Origin of the sequence: Sphaerisporangium sp. NPDC049003, from assembly GCF_043197795.1 — a bacterium.
In the GTDB taxonomy this organism is placed as follows: domain Bacteria; phylum Actinomycetota; class Actinomycetes; order Streptosporangiales; family Streptosporangiaceae; genus Sphaerisporangium.
The window spans coordinates 181,033-202,768 of the sequence record NZ_JBICTU010000013.1 but is presented as its reverse complement, the minus strand read 5'-3'; the positions used below and the strand labels follow the sequence as shown (position 1 = coordinate 202,768).

Here is a 21,736-nt window from a genome sequence, read left to right as displayed (position 1 = left end):
TTCATCCGGCGTCAATCTTCCGCATCGAAAATGGGAAAGCAACGAGAACCGAGATCCCCACGGGCCCGGGACGCCGGTGGGACACCGAAGCGGAGGCAGGGAGGCGAGCACCGACCATGCCGACACACGCCGGGGAATGGCCCGCCGTGGGCCGCGACGAGATCGTGCGGGAGATCCACCGGGTACTGGCGCTCCCCTCGGGGCCGGGAGTGCTCCTCGTCGGCGAGGCCGGGGTGGGCAAGACCCGGCTCGCCGACCTCGTCCTGAGCCGGCTCGCCGGCACCGGGGCGCTCGTCCTGCGCGGGGCCGCCACCGAGGCGACCACCGGCATCCCCGGCATGGGCCTCGCCAGCCTGCACGTCCACGGTGACGTCCGCGAGCCCGCCGCCGGAAGCCTCGCCGACGCCGCCGCACGGGGCCGCCGGGTCGTCATCGGGATCGACGACGCCGACCATCTCGACGCGTCGTCGGCCGCCGGCATCGCGGGCCTGTCCGAAGTCATGCGGCTCAAGCTGGTGCTCACCGCGCGAAAGGACACCGTCCCCGACGTGGGCGGGGATGGACGACCGGCCGTGCTGCCCCTCGCCAGGCTCTCCCCCGACGCCCTGTCCGGCCTGCTCGCCCGCGTGCTGGGCGGGCAGGTCGACGGGCTCACCGCGCACATGCTGTGGCGGCTCACCCGGGGCAACCCGAGGCTGCTGCGGCGCGCCGTCGAGATCGGCCTCGAAACCGGCCGCCTCGCGCGTGAGCGCGAGGTCTGGTCGTGGCGCGGGCAGGAGCTCGGCCATCCCCGCGTGCGCGAGCTTGCCACCGCCGACCTCGGCACGTTCGCGGACGACGAGCACCGTGCGCTGGAGTACATCGCCCTCAGCGGATCCCTGCCCCTGGAGATCGTGGACTTCCTGGCCGGGCGGAACGTCACGACCCGGCTGCTGGAGCGCGCCGCGATCGCTCCGGCGGCCGGGCGTCCGCGGCAGGTCACGATGGCGCACCCGTTCTACGGGCAGGCGCTGCTGGCCGGGCTCGGCGCCCTCCGCCGCCGCCAGGCGTACCGGGACCTGGTGACGGCCGCCGGACAGACGGGCGTGTCCGGGCCGGACGACCCGCGCCTGGTGCTGTGGCGCCTCCAGGCCGACCTGCCCGTGCCCCTCCACCAGACCGTCGCGGCGGGCGAGGCGGCCCTGGAAGCCGGGGACGTCGCACTGGCCGGGGACCTCTCCCACCACATCCCCGGCCCTCGCGGCGCCGCCCTGCGCGGGCAGGCACTGATCGCGCAGGGACGGCCGGAGGAGGGCGAGCGCCTGCTCGCCGAGCGGTGCCCCGGCGGCGAGACCAGCGCGCTGCGGTCGCTCAGCCTGTTCTGGGGGTTGAACAGGCCGGCCGACGCGCAGGCCGAGCTGGACCGGGCCAGGAAGTCGGGGGAGGCGCCCGGCGAGGACCTGGACGTGGCCGACCTCTCGCTCGCGATCTTCACCAGGCGGGGCACCCGGCGCTCGCTCGACCTGGTGCCGATGACCCCGCCCCGCGAGCGGCGGCTGAACCCGCTGGTCGCCGAGGCCGCCGTGACGCTGCGGGCGTACCACCTCACGTTCGGCGGCAGTCCCGCCCGGGCGGCCGAGGCGTTCGCAGGGACGACGCCGCTGCCCGTACGGTGGCCCGCCATGCGCGGGTCCGCCGCCGCCTGCCACGGCTACGCGCTCGTGCTGGCGGGCAGGATCCGCGAGGCCGTCCCGCTCACCGAGCGGTACTACGAGGGGGCCGTGCGTCGCGGAGAGCCGACCGAGGTCGTCCTGCTCAGCTACCAGCGGGGGCTGTGCGCGATGTGGGCCGGTCAGCCGAGACGGGCCCTCGCGCCGCTCCGCGAGGCGCGGGCGCTGGTGGACGACCACACGCCGTTCCCGGTACGGGTGTTCATCGGCTGCGAGTACGCCGTCTGCGCCGCCACCCTCGGGGACCTCGGCGGGGCGTACCGCGAGCTCGACCGGCTCCGCGAGCGGATCCCGGACGACCTGGGCGTACGCGACCGGGTCGAGTTCAGCAGGATCCGCCTGCTCGCGTACTCCGGCAGACTGGCCTACGCGGCCGACCTCGCCGGCCGGCTCGCGGATCAGTACCTGGCGGAGGCGCGGCTGACCACCGCCGTCGAGTGCGCCTACTTCCACGCCCGGCTCCGCCCCACCTCCCAGGCGGCCGAGCGCCTGCGAGCGGTCGCGGCCCGCTGCGACAGCCCCCTGTTCGAGCTCTTCGCCCGGCACGCCGCCGCGCTCGCCACCGGGGACGCCGGATCGCTGCTCGCGGTCGCCACCGAGTTCTCCACCCTCGGATATCTCGGCCTGGCCCTGGAGGCGTCCCTGGCCGCGAGCGCCCGGCTTCCCGGACAGCGGAGCGCGGACCCGCGGCTCGCCGACCTCGCCGCCCGGTGCGACGGCTTCCACAGCCCGTGGCTGGACGCGGTGCCGCGCGCCTTCCCGAGGCTGACCAGCCGTGAGCGTGAGGTCTGCGAGCTGGCGGCCTCGGGCCTGAGCAACCCGGCGATCGCGGCGGACCTCGGCGTGTCCGTGCGCACCGTGGCCAACCTTCTCGGGAGGGCCTACGACAAGCTCGGCGTCCGCAGCCGCCGCCACCTGGCCTCCGCCCTCGACCTGGAGCCGGGCGACCGCACCCCGGGTTGAGGGCGGGAGGAGCCGGGCCTCTTAGGGGTTCGTGATCACGCCAGGCCTCTTAGGGGTTCGTGATCACGGCCGTAGGGGAAACAGCGCAATGCAGTCGTTACATTGCAGAGAACCGCTGAAATCTTGCAGACATCTGTTCGTCATTTTAAGGTGTGTGTACCCCCCGGGCACCACCGGTCTGCGTCACCCGACCGCGAAGCGTCCGGCTCTTCGTTGGATGAAGGGTCAGTCGATGAACAAGTCCGGCAGGCTGAAGGCCTGGACGATCGCCACGGTCGTGGCGCTGGCAGCGGGAGGGCCGGCCTTCGTGCCCGCCACCCCCGCATCGGCCGCCACGCGAGCCGACTCCCCGTTCGACTTCCCGGGGCGCGGCGCCACCGTGCCCTTCGCGGAGATCGAAGCCGAAGACGCCGTCACCTCAGGTCAGGTGATCGGCCCCGACCGCATATACGGGCACCTCCCCTCGGAGGCGTCGGGCCGCAGGGCCGTCACGCTCAGCGGGGCAGGCCAATACGTGGAGTTCACCCTCACCCGACCGGCCAACGCGATGTCGCTGCGCTACAGCGTGCCGGACAACGCCGCGGGAACCGGTCAGAACACCACAGCCGATCTGCGGGTCAACGGCACGCACCTCAAGGACCTGGCCCTGACCTCGCGGTACGGCTGGTACTACGGCGGCTACCCGTTCAACAACAACCCCGGGGACACCAACCCCCACCACTTCTACGACGAGACGCGGACCATGTTCGGGTCCACGCTCGCGGCGGGCGCCAAGGTGCGCGTGCAGTCCAACGGCGGCATCCCGATCACCGTCGACCTGGCCGACTTCGAGGTCGTCCCCGGCCAGATCGCCCGGCCCGCCGGGTCGTTGTCGGTGGACGACTTCGGCGCCGTCCGCAACGGCACCACCGACTCCACCGCCGCCTTCCAGGCCGCGGTCAACGCCGGAAAGGCCCAGGGCAAGGTCGTCTACATCCCCGAGGGCACCTACACCCTGTGGGACCACGTGGTGGTCGACGGTGTCACCCTGGCCGGTGCCGGCCCCTGGTACAGCGTGCTCACCGGCCGCCACCCCACCCAGCGCAACCGGGGCGTCGGCGTCTACGGCAAGTACGTCCAGGGCGGTGGCTACGGCGGCGAGATCCGGCCGCAGGAGGCCGGCGGCCCGAGCCGCAACGTCACGCTGAAGGACTTCGCCATCATCGGCGAGATCACCGAGCGCGAGGACAACGACCAGGTCAACGCCATGGGCGGCGCGATGACCGACTCGGTCGTGGACAACGTGTGGATGCAGCACACCAAGGTCGGCGCCTGGATGGACGGCCCGATGGACAACTTCACCATCAAGAACAGCCGCATCCTCGACCAGACGGCCGACGGCGTGAACTTCCACACCGGCGTGACGAACTCGACGGTGACCAACACCTTCGTGCGCAACACCGGTGACGACGGCCTGGCCATGTGGCCGGAGCGGGTGCCGAACGTCAACAACTCCTTCACCCGCAACACGGTGATCCTGCCGATCCTGGCGAACAACATCGTCACCTACGGCGGCAGGGACATCAAGATCACCGACAACGTGGTCTCCGACACGATCTCCAACGGCGGCGGCATCCACATCGCCAACCGCTACCCGGGCGTCAACTCCGGCCAGGGCACCGCGGTCGCCGGCACGATCACCGCCGCGCGCAACACCCTGCTCCGGGCGGGCAACAACGACTACAACTGGCACTTCGGCGTCGGCGCCATCTGGTTCAGCGGGCTCAACGAACCGGTGAACGCGACGATCAACGTCACCGACACCGACATCCTCGACAGCTCGTACGCCGCCATCCACTTCATCGAGGGCAGCACCAAGACCGTCAACTTCAACAACGTCAACATCGACGGCACCGGCACGTACATGATCCAGGCGCAGTCGGGGGCCACGACGACGTTCACCAACGTCAAGGCCAACCACATCGGCGCGGGCGTCGCCATCCACAACTGCGTCGGCACGAGCTTCACGCCGACCGTCGGCACGGGCAACACCGGCTGGAGCCCCACCTCCACCACCTGCACCGGCACCTGGCCCGACCCGAACTACATCTACCCCGGAGGCGGCGGCACCACGGGCGGCCTGTCCGGCTCCCCCGGCCTGGTCTCCTTCGAGGCGCGCCAGGTCGGCACCACCAGCCCCGCCCAGGCCGTCACCATCTCCAACGGAGCCACCACGGCGGCCCCGATCAGCTCGGTGAGCGTCAGCGGCGACTACGCCCAGACCAACACCTGCGGCAGCTCCCTGGCCGCCGGCGCGTCCTGCACGGTCAACGTCACCTTCAAGCCGACCGCGACCGGCACCCGCACCGGTACGCTCACGGTCGCCAGCAGCGCCCCCGGCGGTCCCGTGACCGTCAGCCTCACCGGCAGCGGCACCAACGGCGTCGCCCTGACCGCCTCACCCGCGAGCCTGTCCTTCGGGTCGCGGCAGTCGGGTTCCACCAGCCCGGCGCAGGCCGTCACCGTCACCAACAGCGGCACCGCCCCGGCGACCCTGAGCGGCGTCACCACCACCGGCGACTACGCGCAGACCAACACCTGCGGCGCCACGCTGGCCGCCGGCGCGTCCTGCACGGTCAACGTCACCTTCACCCCGACCGCCTCGGGCAGCCGTCCGGGCACCGTCAAGGTGGCGAGCAACGACGTCAACAGCCCCCTGACGGTGAACCTCTCCGGCAGCGGCATCACCTCGACCACCAACCTCGCCCTCGGCGCGACGATGACGGCGAGCAGCTCCAACGGCGGCTTCCCGCCCGGAAACGCCAACGACGACAACACCGCCACCTACTGGGAGTCGAACAGCAACGCCTTCCCGCAGTGGCTGCAGGCCGACCTCGGCACCGCCCAGAGCATCGGCTCGGTCACCCTGAAGCTCCCGCCGCCCGCGGCGTGGGCGACCAGGACCCAGACCCTGTCCGTCCAGGGCAGCACCGACGGCACGACCTGGACGACTCTGAAGCCCTCCGCCACCTACACCTTCAACCCCGCGACCGGCAACACCGTCACCATCCCCCTGACCACGTCCAGCGCGCGGCAGGTCCGGCTGAACTTCACCGCCAACTCCGGCTGGCCCGCGGCACAGGTCGCGGAGTTCCAGATCTTCCCGGGCGGCGGCGGCCCGGCGCCGACCGTGTCCCTGGCGGCCTCCCCGGCCGACCTGACGTTCGCCGCCAGGACCGTCGGCAGCACCAGCCCGGCGCAGGCCGTGACGGTCACCAACAACGGCACCGGGCAGGCGACGCTCGGCACGGTCGCCACGACCGGTGACTACGCCCAGACCAAGACCTGCGGCGCCACGCTGGCCGCCGGCGCGTCCTGCACGGTCAACGTCACCTTCACCCCCACCGCGACGGGCACCCGCACGGGCACTCTGAGCGTGGCCAGCAACGACCCGAACGGCCCGCTGACCGTCGCCCTCACCGGCACCGGCGGCACCGCTCCGGCCACCAACCTCGCGCAGGGCAGGCCGACCACCGAGACCAGCCACTCGCAGGTGTACGGCTCGGGCAACGCCGTGGACGGCAACGCGAGCACCTACTGGGAGTCGGCCAACAACGCCTTCCCGCAGTCGATCACCGTCGACCTCGGCTCCGCCGTCACCGTCGGTCGCGTCGTCCTCAAGCTGCCCCCGGCCACCGACTGGGCCACCCGCACGCAGACGCTCACCGTCCTCGGCAGCACCGACGGGACGACCTTCACCAACGTCGTCGGCTCGGCGACGTACACCTTCAACCCGGCCACCGGCAACACGGCCACCATCACCTTCCCGGCGACCAGCAGGCGCCACCTGCGCCTGACCTTCACCGCCAACAGCGGCTGGCCCGCCGGCCAGCTGTCGGAGTTCGAGGTCTACGCCTCGTAGCGGCACGGCCCGGGAGTGCCGGAGGGGACGTACGCGTCTCCTCCGGCACTCCCTTCGCGTTCCCGGGCGCTCCCCGTTCCGTTCCGGCGGCCCGGCGCGTTCAGGACGGCCGCCCGGGCGTCTCCTCGGTGACGAAGACGGGCGTGAGGGACACCGGAAACCGGAGCACCCCGTCGCCGATCTCGACGGCGGGCGTCTCCCGCATGACCGCCTCGACCTCGGGGATGTCGAACGGCACCGGGCCGGCGTACTCGCCGGCCACCACCGGCTTGGCGTAGCCGTGGGCCCGCATCATCCGCCGGGCCGTCTCGACGCAGTCGGCCGCCGTGGCGGGGTCTCCGTAGAGGTGGACGTCGAACAGGTCGAACGCGTCGCGGCCGGCGGAGACCAGGTGGTCGAAGAACCGCCGCGGCTCGCTGTCGCCGGCGCCGCTGAAGACGTCGTACCCGCAGCCGCCGAGCACCACCGCGGCGGCCGGGTCGGCCTCCTTGACCGCCCCGTACATGACCTGGAGCTGCGTGACGTACCCGGGCGCGGTGCCCGCCCACAGCAGGCCGGTGTTGCTGGGCTCGTTGTCGCACTGCCAGTAGCGCACCCTGCCCGCGCAGTGGCGCACCACCTCCCGGACGAACCGGCAACTTCGTGGTGTGGGAAAGTCCATCGAGAATCCGGTTCCGCTGGTCTGGAACCAGCCACCCCCGCCGCCACGGCAGCGCGCCCTCGGACGGGGGGAGATCGTGGCCGCCGCGATCGCCCTCGCCGACGAGGCCGGGCCGTCCGCGCTCACCATGAAGGCGGTGGCCGCCCGCCTCGGGCCCTACTCGCCGATGGCGCTGTACCGCTACGTGCACAGCAAGGAAGGCCTCGTCGACCTGATGCTCGCCCTCGCCCGCCTGAGCACACGTCTCATGGCTCGTCCGCCGATTCGGCAAGAAGGTTTGTCATCTGTGCGGACGTGGGCGGATCATCTCCCGTGAACGGAGGCACCGCGCACGAGCGAACACGCCTCGACCCCTGCCCACCCCGAGGACACCAAGGAGAACGCACACATGACCGACTTCACCTCTGAAGCGGAGTTCTGGGACGACCGCTACAGCCAGAGCGACCAGATCTGGAGCGGGAACCCCAACACCGTGCTGGTCCGCGAGGTCACCGGCATGGAGCCGGGCAGAGCCCTGGACCTCGGGTGCGGCGAGGGAGCCGACGCGATCTGGCTGGCCCAGCGGGGATGGCACGTCACCGCCGTCGACATCTCCCAGGTCGCCCTCGACCGCGCGGCCCGGCACGCGGCCGAGGCCGACGCCGACGCCGCGGGACGCGTCGACTGGCAACGGCACGACCTCGCGTCGTCCTTCCCCGCCGGGGTCTTCGACCTCGTCTCCGCCCATTTCCTGCACTCCCATGGCGACCTGCCGCGGGAGAAGATCCTGCGTACCGCGGCCTCGGCCATCGCGCCGGGCGGGGTCCTGCTCGTCGTCGGGCACGCGGGGTTCCCCGCCTGGGAGCACGGCCACGATCCCGACACGCACTTCCCCACGCCGGAGGAGGTCCTCGAATCCCTCGACCTGCGGGACGGGGAGTGGGAGGTGCTGCTCACCGACGAGCACGAACGGATCCAGAACGACCCCGAAGGGCGGCCGACCACCCGCACGGACAACACGCTCAAGATCCGGCGCCTGGCCGGGTGAACCGATAAAGCGGTTGCTCTCCGTGGTCGCCGTCTGCTGCACTGGCTCACAGCATCGATCAACCAGGGAGAACGAAATGCGTGAGACGTCTGTGTCCAACAGAAAGGAAGTTTCCATCTACCTAGAGGACACGACGTTCAGTGCGCACTTTGAACTTGGGGATTCTGGCACACGTAGACGCCGGTAAGACCAGCCTGACCGAGCGGCTGCTGTACGCCGCCGGCGTGATCGACGAGATCGGCAGCGTCGACGACGGCAGCACCCAGACCGACTCCCTGGCGCTCGAACGCGAACGCGGCATCACGATCAAGTCCGCCGTCGTGTCGTTCGTCGTCGGCGACGTCGCCGTCAACCTGATCGACACGCCCGGCCACCCGGATTTCATCGCCGAGGTGGAACGGGTGCTCGACGTGCTCGACGGCGCCGTGCTGGTCGTCTCGGCCGTGGAGGGCGTGCAGGCGCAGACCCGCGTGCTGATGCGGACGCTGCGCCGGCTGGGCACTCCGACGCTCGTCTTCGTGAACAAGATCGACCGCAGTGGCGCCGACGGCGAACGGGTCCTGCGGGAGGTCTCCGAGAGGCTGACGTCGTCGATCATCCCGATGGGAGCGGCCGGCGGCCTCGGCACGCGCGGTCCCGCTTTCACGCCCTTCGGCGCGGACGACGCCGGCTTCACGGCCAGGCTGGGCGAGTTGCTCGCCGACCACGACGACGCTTTCCTGGCCGCCTATCTCGACGACGAGAAACCGGTGTCCTTCGAGCGGCTCAGGGAGGAGCTGGAGGCGCAGGCCAGGCGCGCCCTGGTGCATCCGGTGTACTTCGGCTCGGCGATCACGGGGGCGGGCGTGGACGCGCTGATGAGCGGCATCAGCGAGCTGCTGCCCGCCGCCGAAGGCGACGCCGGCGGCCCGGTCTCGGGCACCGTGTTCAAGGTCGAACGCGGACCGGCCGGGGAGAAGATCGCGTACGTGCGCATGTTCTCGGGGACCATCCGGGTGCGCGACCGGCTGCGGTTCCGCCAGGACGAGGAGGGGAAGGTCACCGCGATCAGCGTCTTCGACCGCGGCTCGTCCCTCCGGCGCCAGGCGGTCTCCGCGGGGCAGATCGGCCTGCTCTGGGGTCTCGGCGAGGTGCGGATCGGCGACACGATCGGCGTGCCGCGACCGACCTCGGCGCGCCGCTACTTCGCCCCGCCGACGCTCGAAACGGTCGTCGTCCCCCGCCCCGCCGACAAGGGCGCGCTGCACGCGGCGCTCGCCCAGCTCGCCGAGCAGGACCCGCTGATCAACCTGCGGCAGGACGACGTCCGGCAGGAGATCTCCGTCTCGCTCTACGGCGAGGTCCAGAAGGAGGTCATCCAGGCGACGCTGGCGAACGACTACGGGGTGCGCGTCATGTTCCGCGAGACGACGACCATCTGCGTCGAACGGCCGGCCGGCACCGGTGCCGCCGTCGAGATCATGGGCAAGGAGCCGAATCCCTTTCTCGCGACCGTCGGGCTGCGCGTCGACCCGGCTCCGGCCGACAGCGGCGTCCGGTTCCGGCTGGAGGTCGAGCTCGGGTCGCTGCCGTTCGCGTTCCTCAAAGCCATCCAGGAGACCGTGCACGAAACGCTGAGCCAGGGGCTGTACGGATGGCAGGTCATCGACTGCACGGTCACCATGACGCACTCGGGCTACGCGCCACGGCAGAGCCACGCCCACGCCACCTTCGACAAGAGCATGTCGAGCACCGGCGCGGACTTCCGCGGCCTCACGCCGCTGGTCGTGGTCGACGCGCTCAAGCGGGCCGGCACGACGGTGCACGAGCCCATGCACCGTCTCAGCCTGGAGATCCCGGCCGACACGTTCGGATCGGTGCTGCCCTTCCTGGTGCGGCTGCGCGCCGTTCCGCGGACACCGGCGACCCGCGATGCGACGTGCCTGATCGACGGCGAGATCCCGGCCGCTTCCGTGCACGAGCTGGAGCAGTGGCTGCCGGGGCTGACCCGGGGCGAGGGCGTGCTGGAGTGCGCCTTCGACCACTACGAGCCGGTGCGCGGCACGCCCCCGTCCCGGCCGAGGTCGGACCACGACCCGCTGCACCGCGAGGAGTACCTCCTGCGGGTCCAGCGGCGGGTCACCGGCCGGAGGGAGGACGGCTGACCGTCACCGTGCCGCCTACCGCACGGCGCCCCCGGTCGCCGGTGTCGGCTTCGGTGTCGGTTTCGGTGTCGGCTTCGGTGTCGGTTTCGGCGTCGACTTCGGCGTCGACTTCGGCGTCGACTTCGGCGTGGAGCCCGACTCGACGCATCCGAGGCCGATGACCTGGGCACCGGGTATCGGCGAGATGAACCGGCACCTGTAGTTCTTCGGCCCGAGAAGAACAGGGGGCGACTGCGTGACGGTCACGTTCTTGGAGATGGCCAGCGTTCCCGCGATGCCGTCCCCCTTGCCCTTGCACTCCGACCCCACCACGCTGTCGGAGTACAGCGGCGCGATGGTCGCGGTCACGCAACTGTAGGAAGCGGTGTCCGCGAACGCCGGAGTAGCGGCGATGGAGCCGGAGACCACACAAGAAGCCACTACCGACGCCGCTACGACCGGCCCGAACCACGACATTCGACTACTCACCGCACGCCTCCTGGCGATAGACGATCATGAGCCCCAGTATCGAGACAGACGGTCGCATGCCCCACGAGACACCCGAACAGGTACGGCATGTTTCCCCCGGCGATGCGGCTCTTTGACTCCGCACGTCTCCGTCAGGGGTCGGGTCGAGGACGACGGCCGCTCACCTCGGCGACCCTGGCGCACGCCGGGGTGGCGGTGAGCGCGGCGACCAGGGCCGCCGCGCCGAGCATGCCCAAGGCCAGCCGCGCCCCGGCTGTCCCCGGCCCTCCCGCGAGGTAGAGGGCGAGGGTGACGCCGGCGACACCCAGAGCGGTGCCGATGCCACGCGCCATGTTGATCATGCCTCCGGCGGTCGCCGACGTCCTGGCCGGTACGGCGGCCATGACGGCGGCGTTGTTGGCCGGGACGAACAGCCCAAGGCCCAGGCCGAGCAGCGCGAGGAAGCAGGCGAGCGGGCCGGGAGCGGTGGGGGTGATCGCGAGCAGCGCGGTCGCGCCCAAAGCGACCAGGGCGCCCGTCACACATCGAGCCCGGTTCCCCCACCGGCGCGGTGCCAGATGGTCGGCCGTGAGCGCGGAGAACGCGAATCCGGCCGGCAGCGCGCTGAGCACCAGGCCGGCGTGCGGCTCACGCAGGCCGCTCGCGACGAGCACCTGCGAGAACAGCACCAGCGGACCGAACAGGACGAGATAGGCGCACAGGGCTCCGGCGAGCCCCGCCACCACCCCGGAGCGCAGCACGGTGACGTCGAGCAGCGGTGACGACGCCCTCCGTTCCCAGGCCCGCAGACCCGCGGCGGATGCCAGGGCGACGGACAGCAGTGCCACGATCGGGAAGACCGGCAGCCCGAGGCCGGACGCCCCAGAGGCGGCCAGGAGCAGGCCGGTCGTGGCCGTTCCGAGCAGGAGCAGCCCCCCCCAGTCGAACGCGCCGGGCCGGCTGTGCTCGCGGGTGCGGGGCAGCAGGTATCGTCCGGCGACGATGGCCACCAGGCCGACCGGCGCGTTGATCCAGAACACCCACCGCCAGTCGGCCGAGCCGACCAGGAACCCGCCCGCCGTCGGCCCGAGGGCCAGCCCCAGCGACTGGGCGGCCGCCTGCATCCCGAGCGCGGCCCGCGCGCGCTCCCGCCGTACGCTGGTCACCACCAGCGCCACGCTGTTGGCCTGCAACATCGCCGCGCCCGCCGCCTGGACCACCCGGCAGGCCACGAGCGCGGCCAGTGACGGCGCGAACCCGCAGGCCACGGACGCCCCGGTGAACACGACGAAGCCATACAGATAGATCAGCTTGCGCCCCGCGACATCGGCCAGCCGTCCCGCCGCGATCAGCAGGGCGACCAGCGCGAGCAGGTAGGCCACTGCCACCCACTGCACCGCCGCCAGCGGGGCATCGAACCGCCGCTGGAGCGCGGGGAAGATCAGCGTGACGATGCTCGCGTCCAGTTGTCCCATGAACGCGCCGACGCACACCGCTCCGACCGCGAACCACGGCGCATACTGGTGCGCTCGCACCCGTTGCGGGCGTGGTCGTTCCCTCAGCAGCCGTGGCACCGCTCGGCGTCCTCGCCGCCGCTTCCCGTGCGGCCGGTCATCGGTGGGCGCTCAGCCGCTCTGCCGGTACTCACCAGCGAGATCCCCCGTCAGGCCGATTCACCGGAGCGTGCCCCGCCCGGGCGTGCCGCCGGCCCTGGCATCGAGGTCGACGTGGCCCCTGGCTTTCGAGGTCGCTCCCGGCAGGACCAAGTCTAGGCGAGCGGCGCGAGGCGGTCCTGGTTCGAGCACCGGTTTCGCCGGTCGGTTCAGCCCTGATGAACCGTACGATCGCGGACGAGCCGGCCGGTGGGCGGCCGGGCCGCCGGTCAGGCGAGCACGGCGAGCGCGTAGCCGGCGACGGCGGCCAGGACGCCGAGGACGAGGCTGCCCAGGGCGTTGAGCCCGGCCTCGACGATCGAACCCTCTTCGAGCAGGCGCGTCGTCTCGAAGCCGAAGGTGCTGAAGGTGGTGAGCGCCCCGCAGATCCCGGTGCCGACGAAGATCGGGATCTCCTGGGGCATGGCGATCCTGGTGCCCAGCCCGATGAGGAACCCGAGGACGAGCGAGCCGACGAGGTTGACGGTGAGGGTGCCCCAGGGAAAGACCGTGTCGTGGCGCTTCTGGATGAAACGGTCGAGGAGGTACCGGGCCGGCGCGCCGAGGACTCCACCGGCGAAGACGAGCAGGACCGTCATTCACCGGCCCCGCTCTCTGCCTTCCTGCCGATGTAGCGGTAGACCTCCACCGGTTCCATGATCACCAGGCCTTCCGTGACGAGCGCGTCCAACTCGGCCATGAAGCCTGTGACCTTCTCCTCGGCGTCCACGATGACGATCGCCACCGGCAGGTCCTGGCTGAGCGACAGCAACCGGGTGGTGTGGATCAGCGAGGAGGCGCCGAAGCCCTCGACCCCGCGGAACACGCTGGCCCCCGCCAGGCCGTGCTTGTGGGCACGGTGCACGATCTCGGTGGACAGCGGCCGATGCCGATATTGGTCCGTCTCGCCAACGAAGATCGTCAGGCGGACGGCCTGGCCATGCAGTCTCATCGGGAACTCCTGTCATCGCGAGAGCGCCGTACCGGGATGCCGGCCAGGCCACGCGCCAGCGCCAGCCCGCACCAGACCGCGACCAGCCCGGCCAGCGCGCTGCCCACCGCGTACGAGCCGGCCACGGTCCACCTCCCGTCGCGGGCCAGCTGGAGGATCTCGGTGGTGAACGTGGAGAACGTCGTGTAACCCCCGAGGAAGCCGATCCCGAGGAAAGACCGCAGGTAGCGGCGGGGCGGCCACACGTTCAGGACGAACACCATCAGCAGGCCCAGCGCGAAGCAGCCCGTCATGTTGATCAGAAACGTCGCCCACGGGAACCGCCCGGCGGGGGCCGGGATCGCCTGACTCACCAGATAGCGGGCGACGCTGCCGAGCCCGCCCCCCAGAGCGATCACCAGGAGCGCTCCCGGAGCCCCTCCCCGGCGTCTCCCGGGATGGGCGTCGAACACGTTCCGCTCCGGATGCCCTCGCTCGTCGGCGACGTCGACATCCGAGCCGATCGGCAGGTCACCCCCGCTCGGGGGACCTGGATCGAATGGATACTCAGACGGACGCGCTGTCACCCGCCACTCCCTTCCATGATCGAAGCCGCTTTCGCCCGCGCACAGCGCCGGCACACACGCACGTACGGAGACTCGCCCCCGCACCGCGCCGGCACGCACGTACGCGGAACGGGGCGGACGGTACGGATAGCGGGTCCTGGCCGATCGGCGCGAGCGTGGAGCAGGTCGCGATCGTACGACCGATCAGGTCTGTGGCGGCCGGCCGCATGACCATGGACGACCAAAGGTCTCATCAGCTGCCTCCCTTTCACGGCAATGCCTGACGTGTCGTCAGGAACCATCAGCCGGGAGGCAGTTCGGGCGGCGGCCGTACACGCGGCGGCACCGCCCCGGCGGGATCCATCACCGTGCTACGTAGTCTAGCGGCAGGCGGGGTCGACCTCCGCTGACGATCCACGCATGCCCCCGGCGGACCCCGCCGCCGCCCGTAAGGCTCGGAGCCCGCTAAGGCCTCCCACATAGTGGCCGATGTCGATACGGGACCTCATACCGGCCAACGAGGACTTGGACCTCCCGCGTACCGGCCGCTGAGTACAGGGGCCCGCGTGCCGGGAGTTCGCCGGGCGTTCGGTAAAATTTTCTCGCAGCATGACCTGAACGCGAGGTGCGCTCTGCCGCCTCGTCTGGACTGAGGTCCGTCGTCCACCGCCGAGCATGGCCGACGTCGCGCTGTTCGGCATCGCCGGGCGCTTCGCCGGGGTGCTGTTCTCGCGGTGAGATTCCGCCGCGATCCCTTTCCGGCCCACCAGGTCCCGCGTGCCTACGCCGCCGCCCTCACCAGCCGCGTCACGCTGGGCACGCTCGTCACCGGCGTCACCTACCGGTACCGGCGTTCTTGTCGGTGCCGGCCGGCATGATTCGTGGATGCCAGAAGCGAACCCCGGGTCGATCGCGTCCTTCTGGGATGCCGCCGCGCCCTCCTTCGACGAGGAGGCCGACCACGGCCTTCGTGATCCTCTTGTCAGGGCCGCCTGGGCCGAACGGCTGGGTTCGTGGATGCCCCCATCCCCGTCCGACGTTCTCGACCTCGGCTGCGGCACCGGTTCCCTGACCCTGCTGCTCGCCGAGCGGGGGCACCGGCCGGTCGGGGTCGATCTGTCGCCGCTCATGGTCGAGCAGGCCAGGCGCAAGCTCACCACGGCCGGCTTCGAGGTGGCGGTGATGGTGGGCGACGCGGGCGACCCTCCGGCGCAGGCCGGGACATCGTTCGACGTGATCCTCTCGCGTCATCTGCTGTGGACCCTGCCCGACCCCGAGGATGCCCTGCGCCGCTGGGCCGGTCAGCTGCGCCCAGGCGGGCGCTTGGTCCTCATCGAGGGACGCTGGGCCGCCCCTCCCGACACCGGCTCCCCCGAAGGCGGGCCCGAAGCCGGCTCGCCCGACTCCGGCGAACGGTCCGCCTATGTTGGGTCCACGTCGCTGCCCTGGATGGGCGGGGTCGGAGCCGAGCGCCTCCTGCGGGCGCTACGGCCGATCGCCGCGCGCTGCCGCGTCGAGCAGCTCACCGATCCGGTCCTGTGGGGCCGCCCGATCCACGACGAGAGGTACGCCGTCATCGCCCACCCGTGAGCGCCGAGCTTGGCACGCGGGATCAATTCTCGGTTTCCGGAGTGCGCCCGAAGCGCGGCGGCCGACGCGTCAGTCCCGTTCGCGATTCCCACAGGCGCGGCCGGGGCGCCCGTCTCCTCCGGCCCTCCCGTTGAGGAAATCATGACGTTTTCGCGGGTGGATGTCCGGAGATGGGACCGTAGTCTCGACGTCTCTGATGAGAGTCACCGGACGGGTGCCGGCAGAGAGGAGACATCGTGAAGTACATGATCTTGACTTACGGATCGCAGCAGGACTACGACGGCATGGCGGGGAAGCACACCGGCGCCCCGGCCTGGTCTCCGGAGGACTTCGCCGCCATGGGCGCGTTCATGGAGGCGTTCAACAAGGACCTGGAGGAGTCCGGCGAGCTCGTCGAGACGCGGGCTCTGGCCGCTCCGGTCCACACCAGGAGGCTCGGGTCGCAGGGCGGTGTCCCGGTCGTGACGGACGGCCCCTACGCCGAGACCCAGGAGGTCCTGGCCGGCTACTGGATCGTGGACTGTGAGAGCTTCGACCGGGCGACCGAGATCGCCGCCCGGCTGAGTGGCTGCCCGGCTCCTGGCCATGTCGCCGCCAGGGCCTACGCGGACGTACGGCCGATCGCGGAGTCCCGGGCCGAGCTGGAGCTCTGAACCTCCCCGCTGCGCAGCGAGCAGGCACGTCAGCCGCTCATGTTGCTCACCGGCGACCATGCGGCGGCACGTGGGTCCTACCGGGAGGCGGCCCGGCGGACACCAGCCTCCCGCGACAGCGCTACCTCCACGCCACGAACGCGAGCACGCGGCCCGTACGGCGCGGGACGACGTAGGCGTGGCCGTCCCGCGCGGGGCCGATGGGGATCAGGTGTAGTAGCCGTCGACCGGGACGCGCGCCTCGTCGAACAGCGCCGGGCCTTCCTGGCGCGCGCCCGGGGCGGTGGCGGCCGGCTTGAGGCCGGTGAGCTGCTCGGTGGAGAGCGCGAACACGACGCGGCCGAGGCCGGACCGTTCGATGGCGCCCGCGCACATGCCGCAGGGCTGGCAGCTGGTGTACATCGTGGTGGCCGCCGCTGCGGCGGGGTCGAGTTCGCGGGCCGCCCACCTGGCCAGCTTCAGCTCGGGGTGGGCGGTGATGTCATGGTCGGTGAGGACGGTGTTGCGCTCTTCGACGAGCACGGTGCCGTCCGGCCCCGCCAGCAGCGACCCGAACGGCGGGTTTCCGCCCGTCCGCGCGGTGCTCGCGAGCTCGATGGCCCTGCGGAGGAGGCGTTCGTCGTCGTGTGTCACTGTCGTTCCGTTCCTGTGTGGTGTGTGCCGAGCCCGCGGTGCGCGGCCACGGTCGCGAGCGCCTGCCACGCCGTATGCGGGTGGCGGGTCTCGTCCGGGTCGCCGTTGAACGGGTCGAGCACGACGGTGCCGGCGCCGAGAAGGCGCAGTTGTTCGAGGTCGTCGAGGATCTGGTCGATGGTGCCCTCGCCGGCGAGCCGCTCCGGGCCGGTGACCGGCGACTCGGTGAGCCGCAGGGCGATGCGGGGGGTCAGCGCGGGTTCCGGCCGCTCCTGCTCGGTGGCGGCGGCCTTCAGCCGGTCCCGGGCCTCGCGCAGCCAGCCGAGGGTGTTCCTCAGCGGGTGCCAGGCGTCGCCGAGGCGTACCGCCCGGCGCAGGCCGGCGTCGCTGTTGCCGCCGACCCAGATCGGTATCCGCCCGCTGCGGTAGTCCTGGTCGTCCTCCCAGGCGGCGCGCACCGCCTCAAGGTGCTCGTCGGTCAGCTTCCCCCGCTGTTCGAAGGGGGCTCCGAGCGCGGCGTACTCCTGCCGCGCCCAGCCGACGCCGACGCCGAGGACCAGCCGCCCCCCGCTGAGCTGGTTGAGGTTGGCGGCCATGCGGGCGATGAGCAGCGGGTGCCGGTATGGCACGACGAGCACGGTGGTCCCGAGGCCGACGCGCCGGGTGACACCGGCCAGCCAGGACAGGGTGGTGAAGGGCTCGTAGAACGGCGCAGGGTACTGCTCGGCGACGTCGGGCGTCACCGCGACGTGGTCGGAGACCATCAGCAGGTCGAAGCCCAGCCCCTCGACCGTCTGCGCCCAGCTCCTCAGCACGCCTGGGTCGGTACCAGGCCCGAAGTTCGGGACATTCACACCTATTTGCACTGGTCAAGGCTATCCAGTGATCGTCAACGGCTGGAAGGGATTCCTCCCGGCGTACGGGCCGATGGGCCGTGGATCTGCCGGTATCTTTGCCCAATGACCGAGAGTCTTGACGCGACCGACTGGTCGATCCTGGCCGAGGTGCAGCGGGACGGCCGCATCCCGCTCACCGAGCTCGGCCGGCGGGTCAACCTCAGCGCCTCCGCGGCGACCGAGCGGGTCAGGCGGCTGGAGACGGCGGGCGTCATCACCGGTTACCACGCCAGTGTCGACCTGGTGAAGGTGGGTCTCGCCGTGCTGGCCGTGGTGCGCCTGAAGTACCCGGGCAGCCGCCACGAGCCCCTGCACCGGCTGCTCGCCGAGCGCTTCGAGATCCTTGAGTGCCTGCGGACCACCGGCGACGACTGCTACACGCTGAAGGTCGCCGCGACCTCCATGGCCCACCTCGAACAGCTCATCAACGAGCTGGCCCGGTTCGGCAGCACGACCACCAGCATCGTGTACAGCCAGACCCTGCCCTACCGGGGCCCCCAGAGCCCCTAGACCCGGGCCGACCCTCACTTCTTGGGCGTCAGGACCCCGTCGATGACGTAGACGGTGGCGTTGCGGGTCCGCAGGTCGCCGCAGACGATGTGGGCGTCGTTGACCTTGATCTTGTCACCGGAGCCACGAGTGGTGATCTTGCCGCCTTCCAGGGTGGCGAAGCCGCCCTTCTTGAGGTCGGCGGGCGTCTTCCCGCCCTGCACGACGTGGTAGGTGAGAACCTTGGTCAGCGCGTTCTTGTCCGCGAGCAGCTTGTCCAGCTTCCGCTTCCCGAGCTTGTTGAAGGCGTCGTTGGTGGGCGCGAACACGGTGATGTCCTTGGTGGTGTTCAGCTTGTTCACCAGGCCCGCCTTGTTGACGGCCGAGTAGAAGGTCGAAAGGTCCGGGCTGTGCGAGGCGGCGGTGACCACCCGGAGCCGCGCCAGGTCGGCGACGCTCCCGGGGCCCGACTGCGGCAGGGAAGAGCACCCTGGCCCGACCGGTGCGGACGGCGGTCGCGCCGGCGCCTGGACGGCGCCCCGCGTCAGGGCGGCGTCCGTGGCCGCTCCGGCCGATGTGCCGTGGGCGGTCGTGAGCGACAGCGCCGCCACGACCGGAAGGGCGAGAAGACGAGTGTTCATGTGCCTGTCCCCTTTTGCAGTTTTGGCACGGCCCCCGCAGGCGGTGACTCCCTCAATTGTCACCGGGCGGGTCCCATCACCACCCAACGCCCGGGGCGACATGCGATAAAACGTGCCCCATGCCGCATTTATCAGGAGACGACCTGGATGGGCCGGTGACGAGCGCCCTAGCCGTTGGCGGCGGTGTCGAGCGCGGCCCCCACCTGGTCGGCGAGGGTGACCGCCACGAGCCGTGCCTGCAGCGGCGGCACGGCCCCGGGCGTGGGATCGAGCAGGAACCGGCCGTAGAAGTGACCGTTTCCCAGTGTGCGCAGCTCGACCTCCTCGTCCGGAAGGCCCAGGCGGTCGACGTCCCAGCGCCGGTGTCCCCAGACCACGGTGCCGTCCTGTTCGAGACGGGGTGGATGGCCGATCAGGGTCCCGTACTGGAAGCGGCAGCCGCGCAGGTGCAGCAGGCCGGTGAGCTGGCCCCTGACGTGGTCGACCACCGTGTCGGGCGACCTCGCCGACTGGGCCAGCTCGGCGGTGTCGTGGATCTGGGCCAGGTAGGCGGCGTCGGTGACGGCGACCACCCGCAGGCGCCGCGCCCGGGCGGCCAGCTGCGAGACGACCAGCCCCACGATGAGCAGCAGGACCGCGGTCTGGATGTCCGAAGCCCGGGCGACGGTGAACCGCTGGTAGGGCGAGGTGAAGAAGAAGTCGAACCACACGGCGGCCGACACCGCCGCGAGCGCCCCCGCCAGGCGGTTGCCGGTGGCGGCCACCGCGACCACGACGACGACCAGCGCGAGGGCCACGTTCGTGTTCGACAGGCCCGTACGAAACGGTAGAAGCACCGCCGAGACGGCCGGCGGGGCCAGCAGGGCCGCCACGATCGCGAGGCGGTCCCTGCTCAGGTAGCGAAGCACAGCGGGCGTGCCGCCCCTCGCTCAGACGCCCGCGTAGACGCGATGGACGAACTCCGCGAGCTCGCCGTCGGGCAGGTTCCTGGCCAGGTCGGCCTCGGTGATCATGCCGACGAGCCGGTGATCGCGGATCACGGGCAGGCGCTTGATCTGGTGCTGCTCCATCGTGGCCAGCGCGTCCTCCAGGCTGGCATCGGCGTCGATCCACACCAGGCCGCTCGCCAGTTCCCCGGCGGTGGTCTCGTCGACGTTCCCGCCCGAAGCGCAGCACTTGACCACGATGTCCCGGTCGGTGATGACGCCCTTCAGCCTGTCGTCGTCTCCGCAGATCGGCAGCGAGCCGACCTGCAGATCACGCATCATCTGCGCGGCCATGCGCAGGCTGTCGCGTTCGCTGATGCACAGGGCCCCTTCGTGCATCACGTCCTGAGCCGTCCTGCCGGTGTGCTCTACGGTCATGATGACCCCCGAAGATCTAGTGGATACCTTATGTGGTTTCTACCCGATATGTCCGATTACGCACGTCCAGGGGTGGAGATGCTCTCGGCGGCGTCGCCGCCGGGTAGGTTGTGAAAGTGGTGTCTCGTGGACCCGTGGGCGGCGCGCCGGAGACCGCCTTCCCGGCAGGCGGGCCCCGCGTACCGGCCGGCCGGGCGACGCGCCGCGATACGGTTCCGTCCGTGATCGATGACGACGGGGTCGTAGGAACCGGACAGGCGGCGACCGGGACGTTCCCCGGCGACGGGCGGGAAGGCCCCTCCCGGGTGACCCTGCGCAGGCTCACCCACGACGACCAAGACGAGTTCGTCGCCCTGGCCCGCGCCAGCGTCGGCCTGCACCATCCGTGGATGTCCCTTCCCACCACACCGCAGGAGTTCCAGACCTACCTCGGACGATTCGACGACCCGCTGTCGGCCGAGAGCCTGCTGGTCTGCGTGCGCGACACCGGCGCCATCGCGGGCAACGTCAACATCAACAGCATCATCCGCGGGCGCTTCCAGAACGGCTCGCTCGCCTACGCGGCCTTCGCTCCCACGGCCGGCCAGGGGTACATGTCCGAAGGCCTCGCCCTGGTGCTGCGCTACGCGTTCGAGGAGCTACGACTCCACCGGCTGGAGGCCCAGATCCAGCCCGACAACCACGCCTCCCTGAAGCTGGTCCGGCGCCACGGCTTCCGCTGCGAGGGCTACGCCCCCGAAATGCTGTTCATCGACGGCGCCTGGCGAGACCACGAACGGTGGGCCATCACCAACACCATGATCGGCATGGTCCCCGACGCCCCCCACCCCACCCAGCCCACCCGCTGAGCCACCCCACCGGGCCGCTCCCGGCGAGCGGCCCAGGCAGAGGCAGAGGCAGAGGCAGAGGCAGAGGCAGAGGCAGAGGCAGAGGCAGACAGAGGCCACCTTTGGGCAAAGAGGTACGCGGGCGGGTTACAAACCGGCGCGTGCGGTTAGGGAAGGCGAAGGTTTCCGCCTGGACAGGGGTCCATCCGGGAAGTGCGCTCCCGCAGAAGGGCCGATCATCGCCATGGACGCCGAGCACGACTCCTTCTTCGCCCTCCCCGGCACCGGGGCGCTCGTCATCCGCGCCATCGGCAACCTGGACTTCAGCTCCACCCCCGCCTTGCGGGACCAGGTCGAGACCGCCGCGCGCACCCCGGAGGCCACCAGAATGATCATCGACCTCTCGGAGATCGGACTGTGCGACTCCGCAGGACTGGGCGAGCTCCTCCACGCCCGCAAGCGCTGCCAGGCATCGGGCATCCGGCTCCTGCTCGCCGGCCCGCCACCGAACGTGAGACGGCGGCTGGCCATCACCGGCCTGACGTCGCTGTTCGAGGTGTTCCCCTCCCTGAGCGACGCCCTCCACCACCCTGGATGACCCCCACAGAGCCCGCGAGCGCGGCCCCACCATCTCCTGCGCGA

General features: G+C 71.1%; 21 protein-coding genes and 1 riboswitch. Of the genes, 10 read left to right on the top strand and 11 right to left on the bottom strand.

Annotated elements, in window-relative coordinates; genetic code table 11:
- Window positions 1-116 precede the first annotated feature (116 nt).
- Together ACGFIV_RS16675 and ACGFIV_RS16670 are read left to right on the top strand one after the other, a co-directional pair.
- Entirely contained in the window at window positions 117-2,672 is a 2,556-nt protein-coding gene (locus tag ACGFIV_RS16675; protein WP_358559434.1) for a LuxR C-terminal-related transcriptional regulator, read from the top strand.
- A gap of 232 nt (window positions 2,673-2,904) precedes the next feature.
- Window positions 2,905-6,573 carry a choice-of-anchor D domain-containing protein gene (locus tag ACGFIV_RS16670; protein WP_392835677.1) on the top strand — a complete coding sequence of 1,223 codons (3,669 nt, stop codon included), beginning with the start codon at window positions 2,905-2,907 and terminating at the stop codon, window positions 6,571-6,573.
- A gap of 100 nt (window positions 6,574-6,673) precedes the next feature.
- Here ACGFIV_RS16670 and ACGFIV_RS16665 read toward each other — a convergent pair whose 3' ends face one another.
- Window positions 6,674-7,234 carry a hypothetical protein gene (locus ACGFIV_RS16665; protein WP_358554287.1) on the bottom strand — a complete coding sequence of 187 codons (561 nt, stop codon included), beginning with the start codon at window positions 7,232-7,234 and terminating at the stop codon, window positions 6,674-6,676.
- Here ACGFIV_RS16665 and ACGFIV_RS16660 point away from each other — a divergent pair.
- The 3 genes from ACGFIV_RS16660 (at window position 7,221) to ACGFIV_RS16650 (ending at window position 10,405) form a co-directional block, all read left to right on the top strand.
- The gene (locus tag ACGFIV_RS16660; protein ID WP_358554284.1) at window positions 7,221-7,550 is read left to right on the top strand and encodes a TetR family transcriptional regulator; all 330 of its coding nucleotides are present in this window, start codon (window positions 7,221-7,223) and stop codon (window positions 7,548-7,550) included. The two genes, ACGFIV_RS16665 and ACGFIV_RS16660, sit on opposite strands and share 14 nt — an antisense overlap.
- Window positions 7,551-7,622: 72 nt before the next feature.
- The gene (locus ACGFIV_RS16655; protein WP_358554281.1) at window positions 7,623-8,261 is read left to right on the top strand and encodes a class I SAM-dependent methyltransferase; all 639 of its coding nucleotides are present in this window, start codon (window positions 7,623-7,625) and stop codon (window positions 8,259-8,261) included.
- 155 nt (window positions 8,262-8,416) lie between these two features.
- Window positions 8,417-10,405, top strand: coding sequence for a GTP-binding protein (locus ACGFIV_RS16650; RefSeq protein WP_392835673.1), 1,989 nt, complete (start codon window positions 8,417-8,419; stop codon window positions 10,403-10,405).
- A gap of 15 nt (window positions 10,406-10,420) precedes the next feature.
- Here the strand turns inward: ACGFIV_RS16650 and ACGFIV_RS16645 are convergent, their stop codons facing one another.
- The 5 genes from ACGFIV_RS16645 to crcB (ACGFIV_RS16625) form a co-directional block, all read right to left on the bottom strand.
- The gene (locus tag ACGFIV_RS16645; protein ID WP_392835671.1) at window positions 10,421-10,753 is read right to left on the bottom strand and encodes a hypothetical protein; all 333 of its coding nucleotides are present in this window, start codon (window positions 10,751-10,753) and stop codon (window positions 10,421-10,423) included.
- A gap of 251 nt (window positions 10,754-11,004) precedes the next feature.
- Entirely contained in the window at window positions 11,005-12,426 is a 1,422-nt protein-coding gene (locus ACGFIV_RS16640; protein WP_358554270.1) for an MFS transporter, read from the bottom strand.
- Between the two features lie 308 nt (window positions 12,427-12,734).
- Window positions 12,735-13,103 (bottom strand): fluoride efflux transporter CrcB, encoded by a 369-nt coding sequence (crcB, locus tag ACGFIV_RS16635; RefSeq protein ID WP_358554267.1) that lies wholly within the window; start codon window positions 13,101-13,103, stop codon window positions 12,735-12,737.
- On the bottom strand, window positions 13,100-13,456 hold the full coding sequence (locus tag ACGFIV_RS16630; protein ID WP_358554264.1) for a DUF190 domain-containing protein: 357 nt from the start codon (window positions 13,454-13,456) through the stop codon (window positions 13,100-13,102). Before ACGFIV_RS16630 ends, crcB (ACGFIV_RS16635) begins: the two co-directional genes overlap by 4 nt.
- Window positions 13,453-14,022 (bottom strand): fluoride efflux transporter CrcB, encoded by a 570-nt coding sequence (crcB, locus tag ACGFIV_RS16625; RefSeq protein WP_358554261.1) that lies wholly within the window; start codon window positions 14,020-14,022, stop codon window positions 13,453-13,455. The genes ACGFIV_RS16630 and crcB (ACGFIV_RS16625) overlap by 4 nt, the downstream gene beginning before the upstream one ends.
- A 264-nt stretch (window positions 14,023-14,286) precedes the next feature.
- Window positions 14,287-14,378, bottom strand: a riboswitch (Fluoride riboswitch).
- A 508-nt stretch (window positions 14,379-14,886) separates the two neighbouring features.
- Here crcB (ACGFIV_RS16625) and ACGFIV_RS16620 point away from each other — a divergent pair.
- Together ACGFIV_RS16620 and ACGFIV_RS16615 are read left to right on the top strand one after the other, a co-directional pair.
- Window positions 14,887-15,591: a class I SAM-dependent methyltransferase gene (locus ACGFIV_RS16620; protein ID WP_392835666.1), complete on the top strand. Its 705-nt coding sequence runs from the start codon at window positions 14,887-14,889 to the stop codon at window positions 15,589-15,591.
- A gap of 245 nt (window positions 15,592-15,836) precedes the next feature.
- Window positions 15,837-16,244 carry a YciI family protein gene (locus ACGFIV_RS16615; RefSeq protein WP_392835727.1) on the top strand — a complete coding sequence of 136 codons (408 nt, stop codon included), beginning with the start codon at window positions 15,837-15,839 and terminating at the stop codon, window positions 16,242-16,244.
- A gap of 207 nt (window positions 16,245-16,451) precedes the next feature.
- Here the strand turns inward: ACGFIV_RS16615 and ACGFIV_RS16610 are convergent, their stop codons facing one another.
- Complete coding sequence (locus tag ACGFIV_RS16610) at window positions 16,452-16,877, bottom strand: nucleoside deaminase (RefSeq protein WP_358554252.1); 426 nt, start codon at window positions 16,875-16,877, stop codon at window positions 16,452-16,454.
- Window positions 16,874-17,692: an LLM class flavin-dependent oxidoreductase gene (locus ACGFIV_RS16605; protein ID WP_358554249.1), complete on the bottom strand. Its 819-nt coding sequence runs from the start codon at window positions 17,690-17,692 to the stop codon at window positions 16,874-16,876. Before ACGFIV_RS16605 ends, ACGFIV_RS16610 begins: the two co-directional genes overlap by 4 nt.
- Window positions 17,693-17,836: 144 nt before the next feature.
- On the opposite strand from ACGFIV_RS16605, the gene ACGFIV_RS16600 reads away from it, so the two are divergent.
- On the top strand, window positions 17,837-18,283 hold the full coding sequence (locus ACGFIV_RS16600) for an Lrp/AsnC family transcriptional regulator (RefSeq protein WP_358554246.1): 447 nt from the start codon (window positions 17,837-17,839) through the stop codon (window positions 18,281-18,283).
- Between the two features lie 14 nt (window positions 18,284-18,297).
- Here the strand turns inward: ACGFIV_RS16600 and ACGFIV_RS16595 are convergent, their stop codons facing one another.
- The 3 genes from ACGFIV_RS16595 to ACGFIV_RS16585 form a co-directional block, all read right to left on the bottom strand.
- On the bottom strand, window positions 18,298-18,903 hold the full coding sequence (locus ACGFIV_RS16595; RefSeq protein WP_358554244.1) for a fasciclin domain-containing protein: 606 nt from the start codon (window positions 18,901-18,903) through the stop codon (window positions 18,298-18,300).
- A gap of 167 nt (window positions 18,904-19,070) precedes the next feature.
- Window positions 19,071-19,811 (bottom strand): DUF4118 domain-containing protein, encoded by a 741-nt coding sequence (locus ACGFIV_RS16590; RefSeq protein WP_358554241.1) that lies wholly within the window; start codon window positions 19,809-19,811, stop codon window positions 19,071-19,073.
- Window positions 19,812-19,832: 21 nt separating this feature from the next.
- A complete protein-coding gene (locus ACGFIV_RS16585) occupies window positions 19,833-20,267 on the bottom strand; it encodes a CBS domain-containing protein (protein ID WP_358554238.1) in 435 nt (144 codons plus the stop codon).
- Between the two features lie 221 nt (window positions 20,268-20,488).
- Between ACGFIV_RS16585 and ACGFIV_RS16580 the strand changes: the two genes are divergently transcribed.
- Window positions 20,489-21,115, top strand: coding sequence for a GNAT family N-acetyltransferase (locus ACGFIV_RS16580; protein WP_358554235.1), 627 nt, complete (start codon window positions 20,489-20,491; stop codon window positions 21,113-21,115).
- Between the two features lie 223 nt (window positions 21,116-21,338).
- The gene (locus tag ACGFIV_RS16575) at window positions 21,339-21,692 is read left to right on the top strand and encodes an STAS domain-containing protein (RefSeq protein WP_358554232.1); all 354 of its coding nucleotides are present in this window, start codon (window positions 21,339-21,341) and stop codon (window positions 21,690-21,692) included.
- The last annotated feature ends 44 nt before the right edge of the window (window positions 21,693-21,736 follow it).

What these genes read in the sequence shown, in the direction of transcription:
- ACGFIV_RS16675 (WP_358559434.1), top strand. Translation starts at nt 117, where the DNA reads ATGCCGACACACGCCGGGGAATGGCCCGCCGTGGGCCGCGACGAGATC.
- ACGFIV_RS16670 (WP_392835677.1), top strand. Translation starts at nt 2,905, where the DNA reads ATGAACAAGTCCGGCAGGCTGAAGGCCTGGACGATCGCCACGGTCGTG.
- ACGFIV_RS16665 (WP_358554287.1), bottom strand. Translation starts at nt 7,234, where the DNA reads ATGGACTTTCCCACACCACGAAGTTGCCGGTTCGTCCGGGAGGTGGTG.
- ACGFIV_RS16655 (WP_358554281.1), top strand. Translation starts at nt 7,623, where the DNA reads ATGACCGACTTCACCTCTGAAGCGGAGTTCTGGGACGACCGCTACAGC.
- crcB (WP_358554267.1), bottom strand. Translation starts at nt 13,103, where the DNA reads ATGACGGTCCTGCTCGTCTTCGCCGGTGGAGTCCTCGGCGCGCCGGCC.
- ACGFIV_RS16630 (WP_358554264.1), bottom strand. Translation starts at nt 13,456, where the DNA reads ATGAGACTGCATGGCCAGGCCGTCCGCCTGACGATCTTCGTTGGCGAG.
- ACGFIV_RS16620 (WP_392835666.1), top strand. Translation starts at nt 14,887, where the DNA reads ATGCCAGAAGCGAACCCCGGGTCGATCGCGTCCTTCTGGGATGCCGCC.
- ACGFIV_RS16615 (WP_392835727.1), top strand. Translation starts at nt 15,837, where the DNA reads ATGATCTTGACTTACGGATCGCAGCAGGACTACGACGGCATGGCGGGG.
- ACGFIV_RS16600 (WP_358554246.1), top strand. Translation starts at nt 17,837, where the DNA reads ATGACCGAGAGTCTTGACGCGACCGACTGGTCGATCCTGGCCGAGGTG.
- ACGFIV_RS16595 (WP_358554244.1), bottom strand. Translation starts at nt 18,903, where the DNA reads ATGAACACTCGTCTTCTCGCCCTTCCGGTCGTGGCGGCGCTGTCGCTC.
- ACGFIV_RS16585 (WP_358554238.1), bottom strand. Translation starts at nt 20,267, where the DNA reads ATGACCGTAGAGCACACCGGCAGGACGGCTCAGGACGTGATGCACGAA.
- ACGFIV_RS16575 (WP_358554232.1), top strand. Translation starts at nt 21,339, where the DNA reads ATGGACGCCGAGCACGACTCCTTCTTCGCCCTCCCCGGCACCGGGGCG.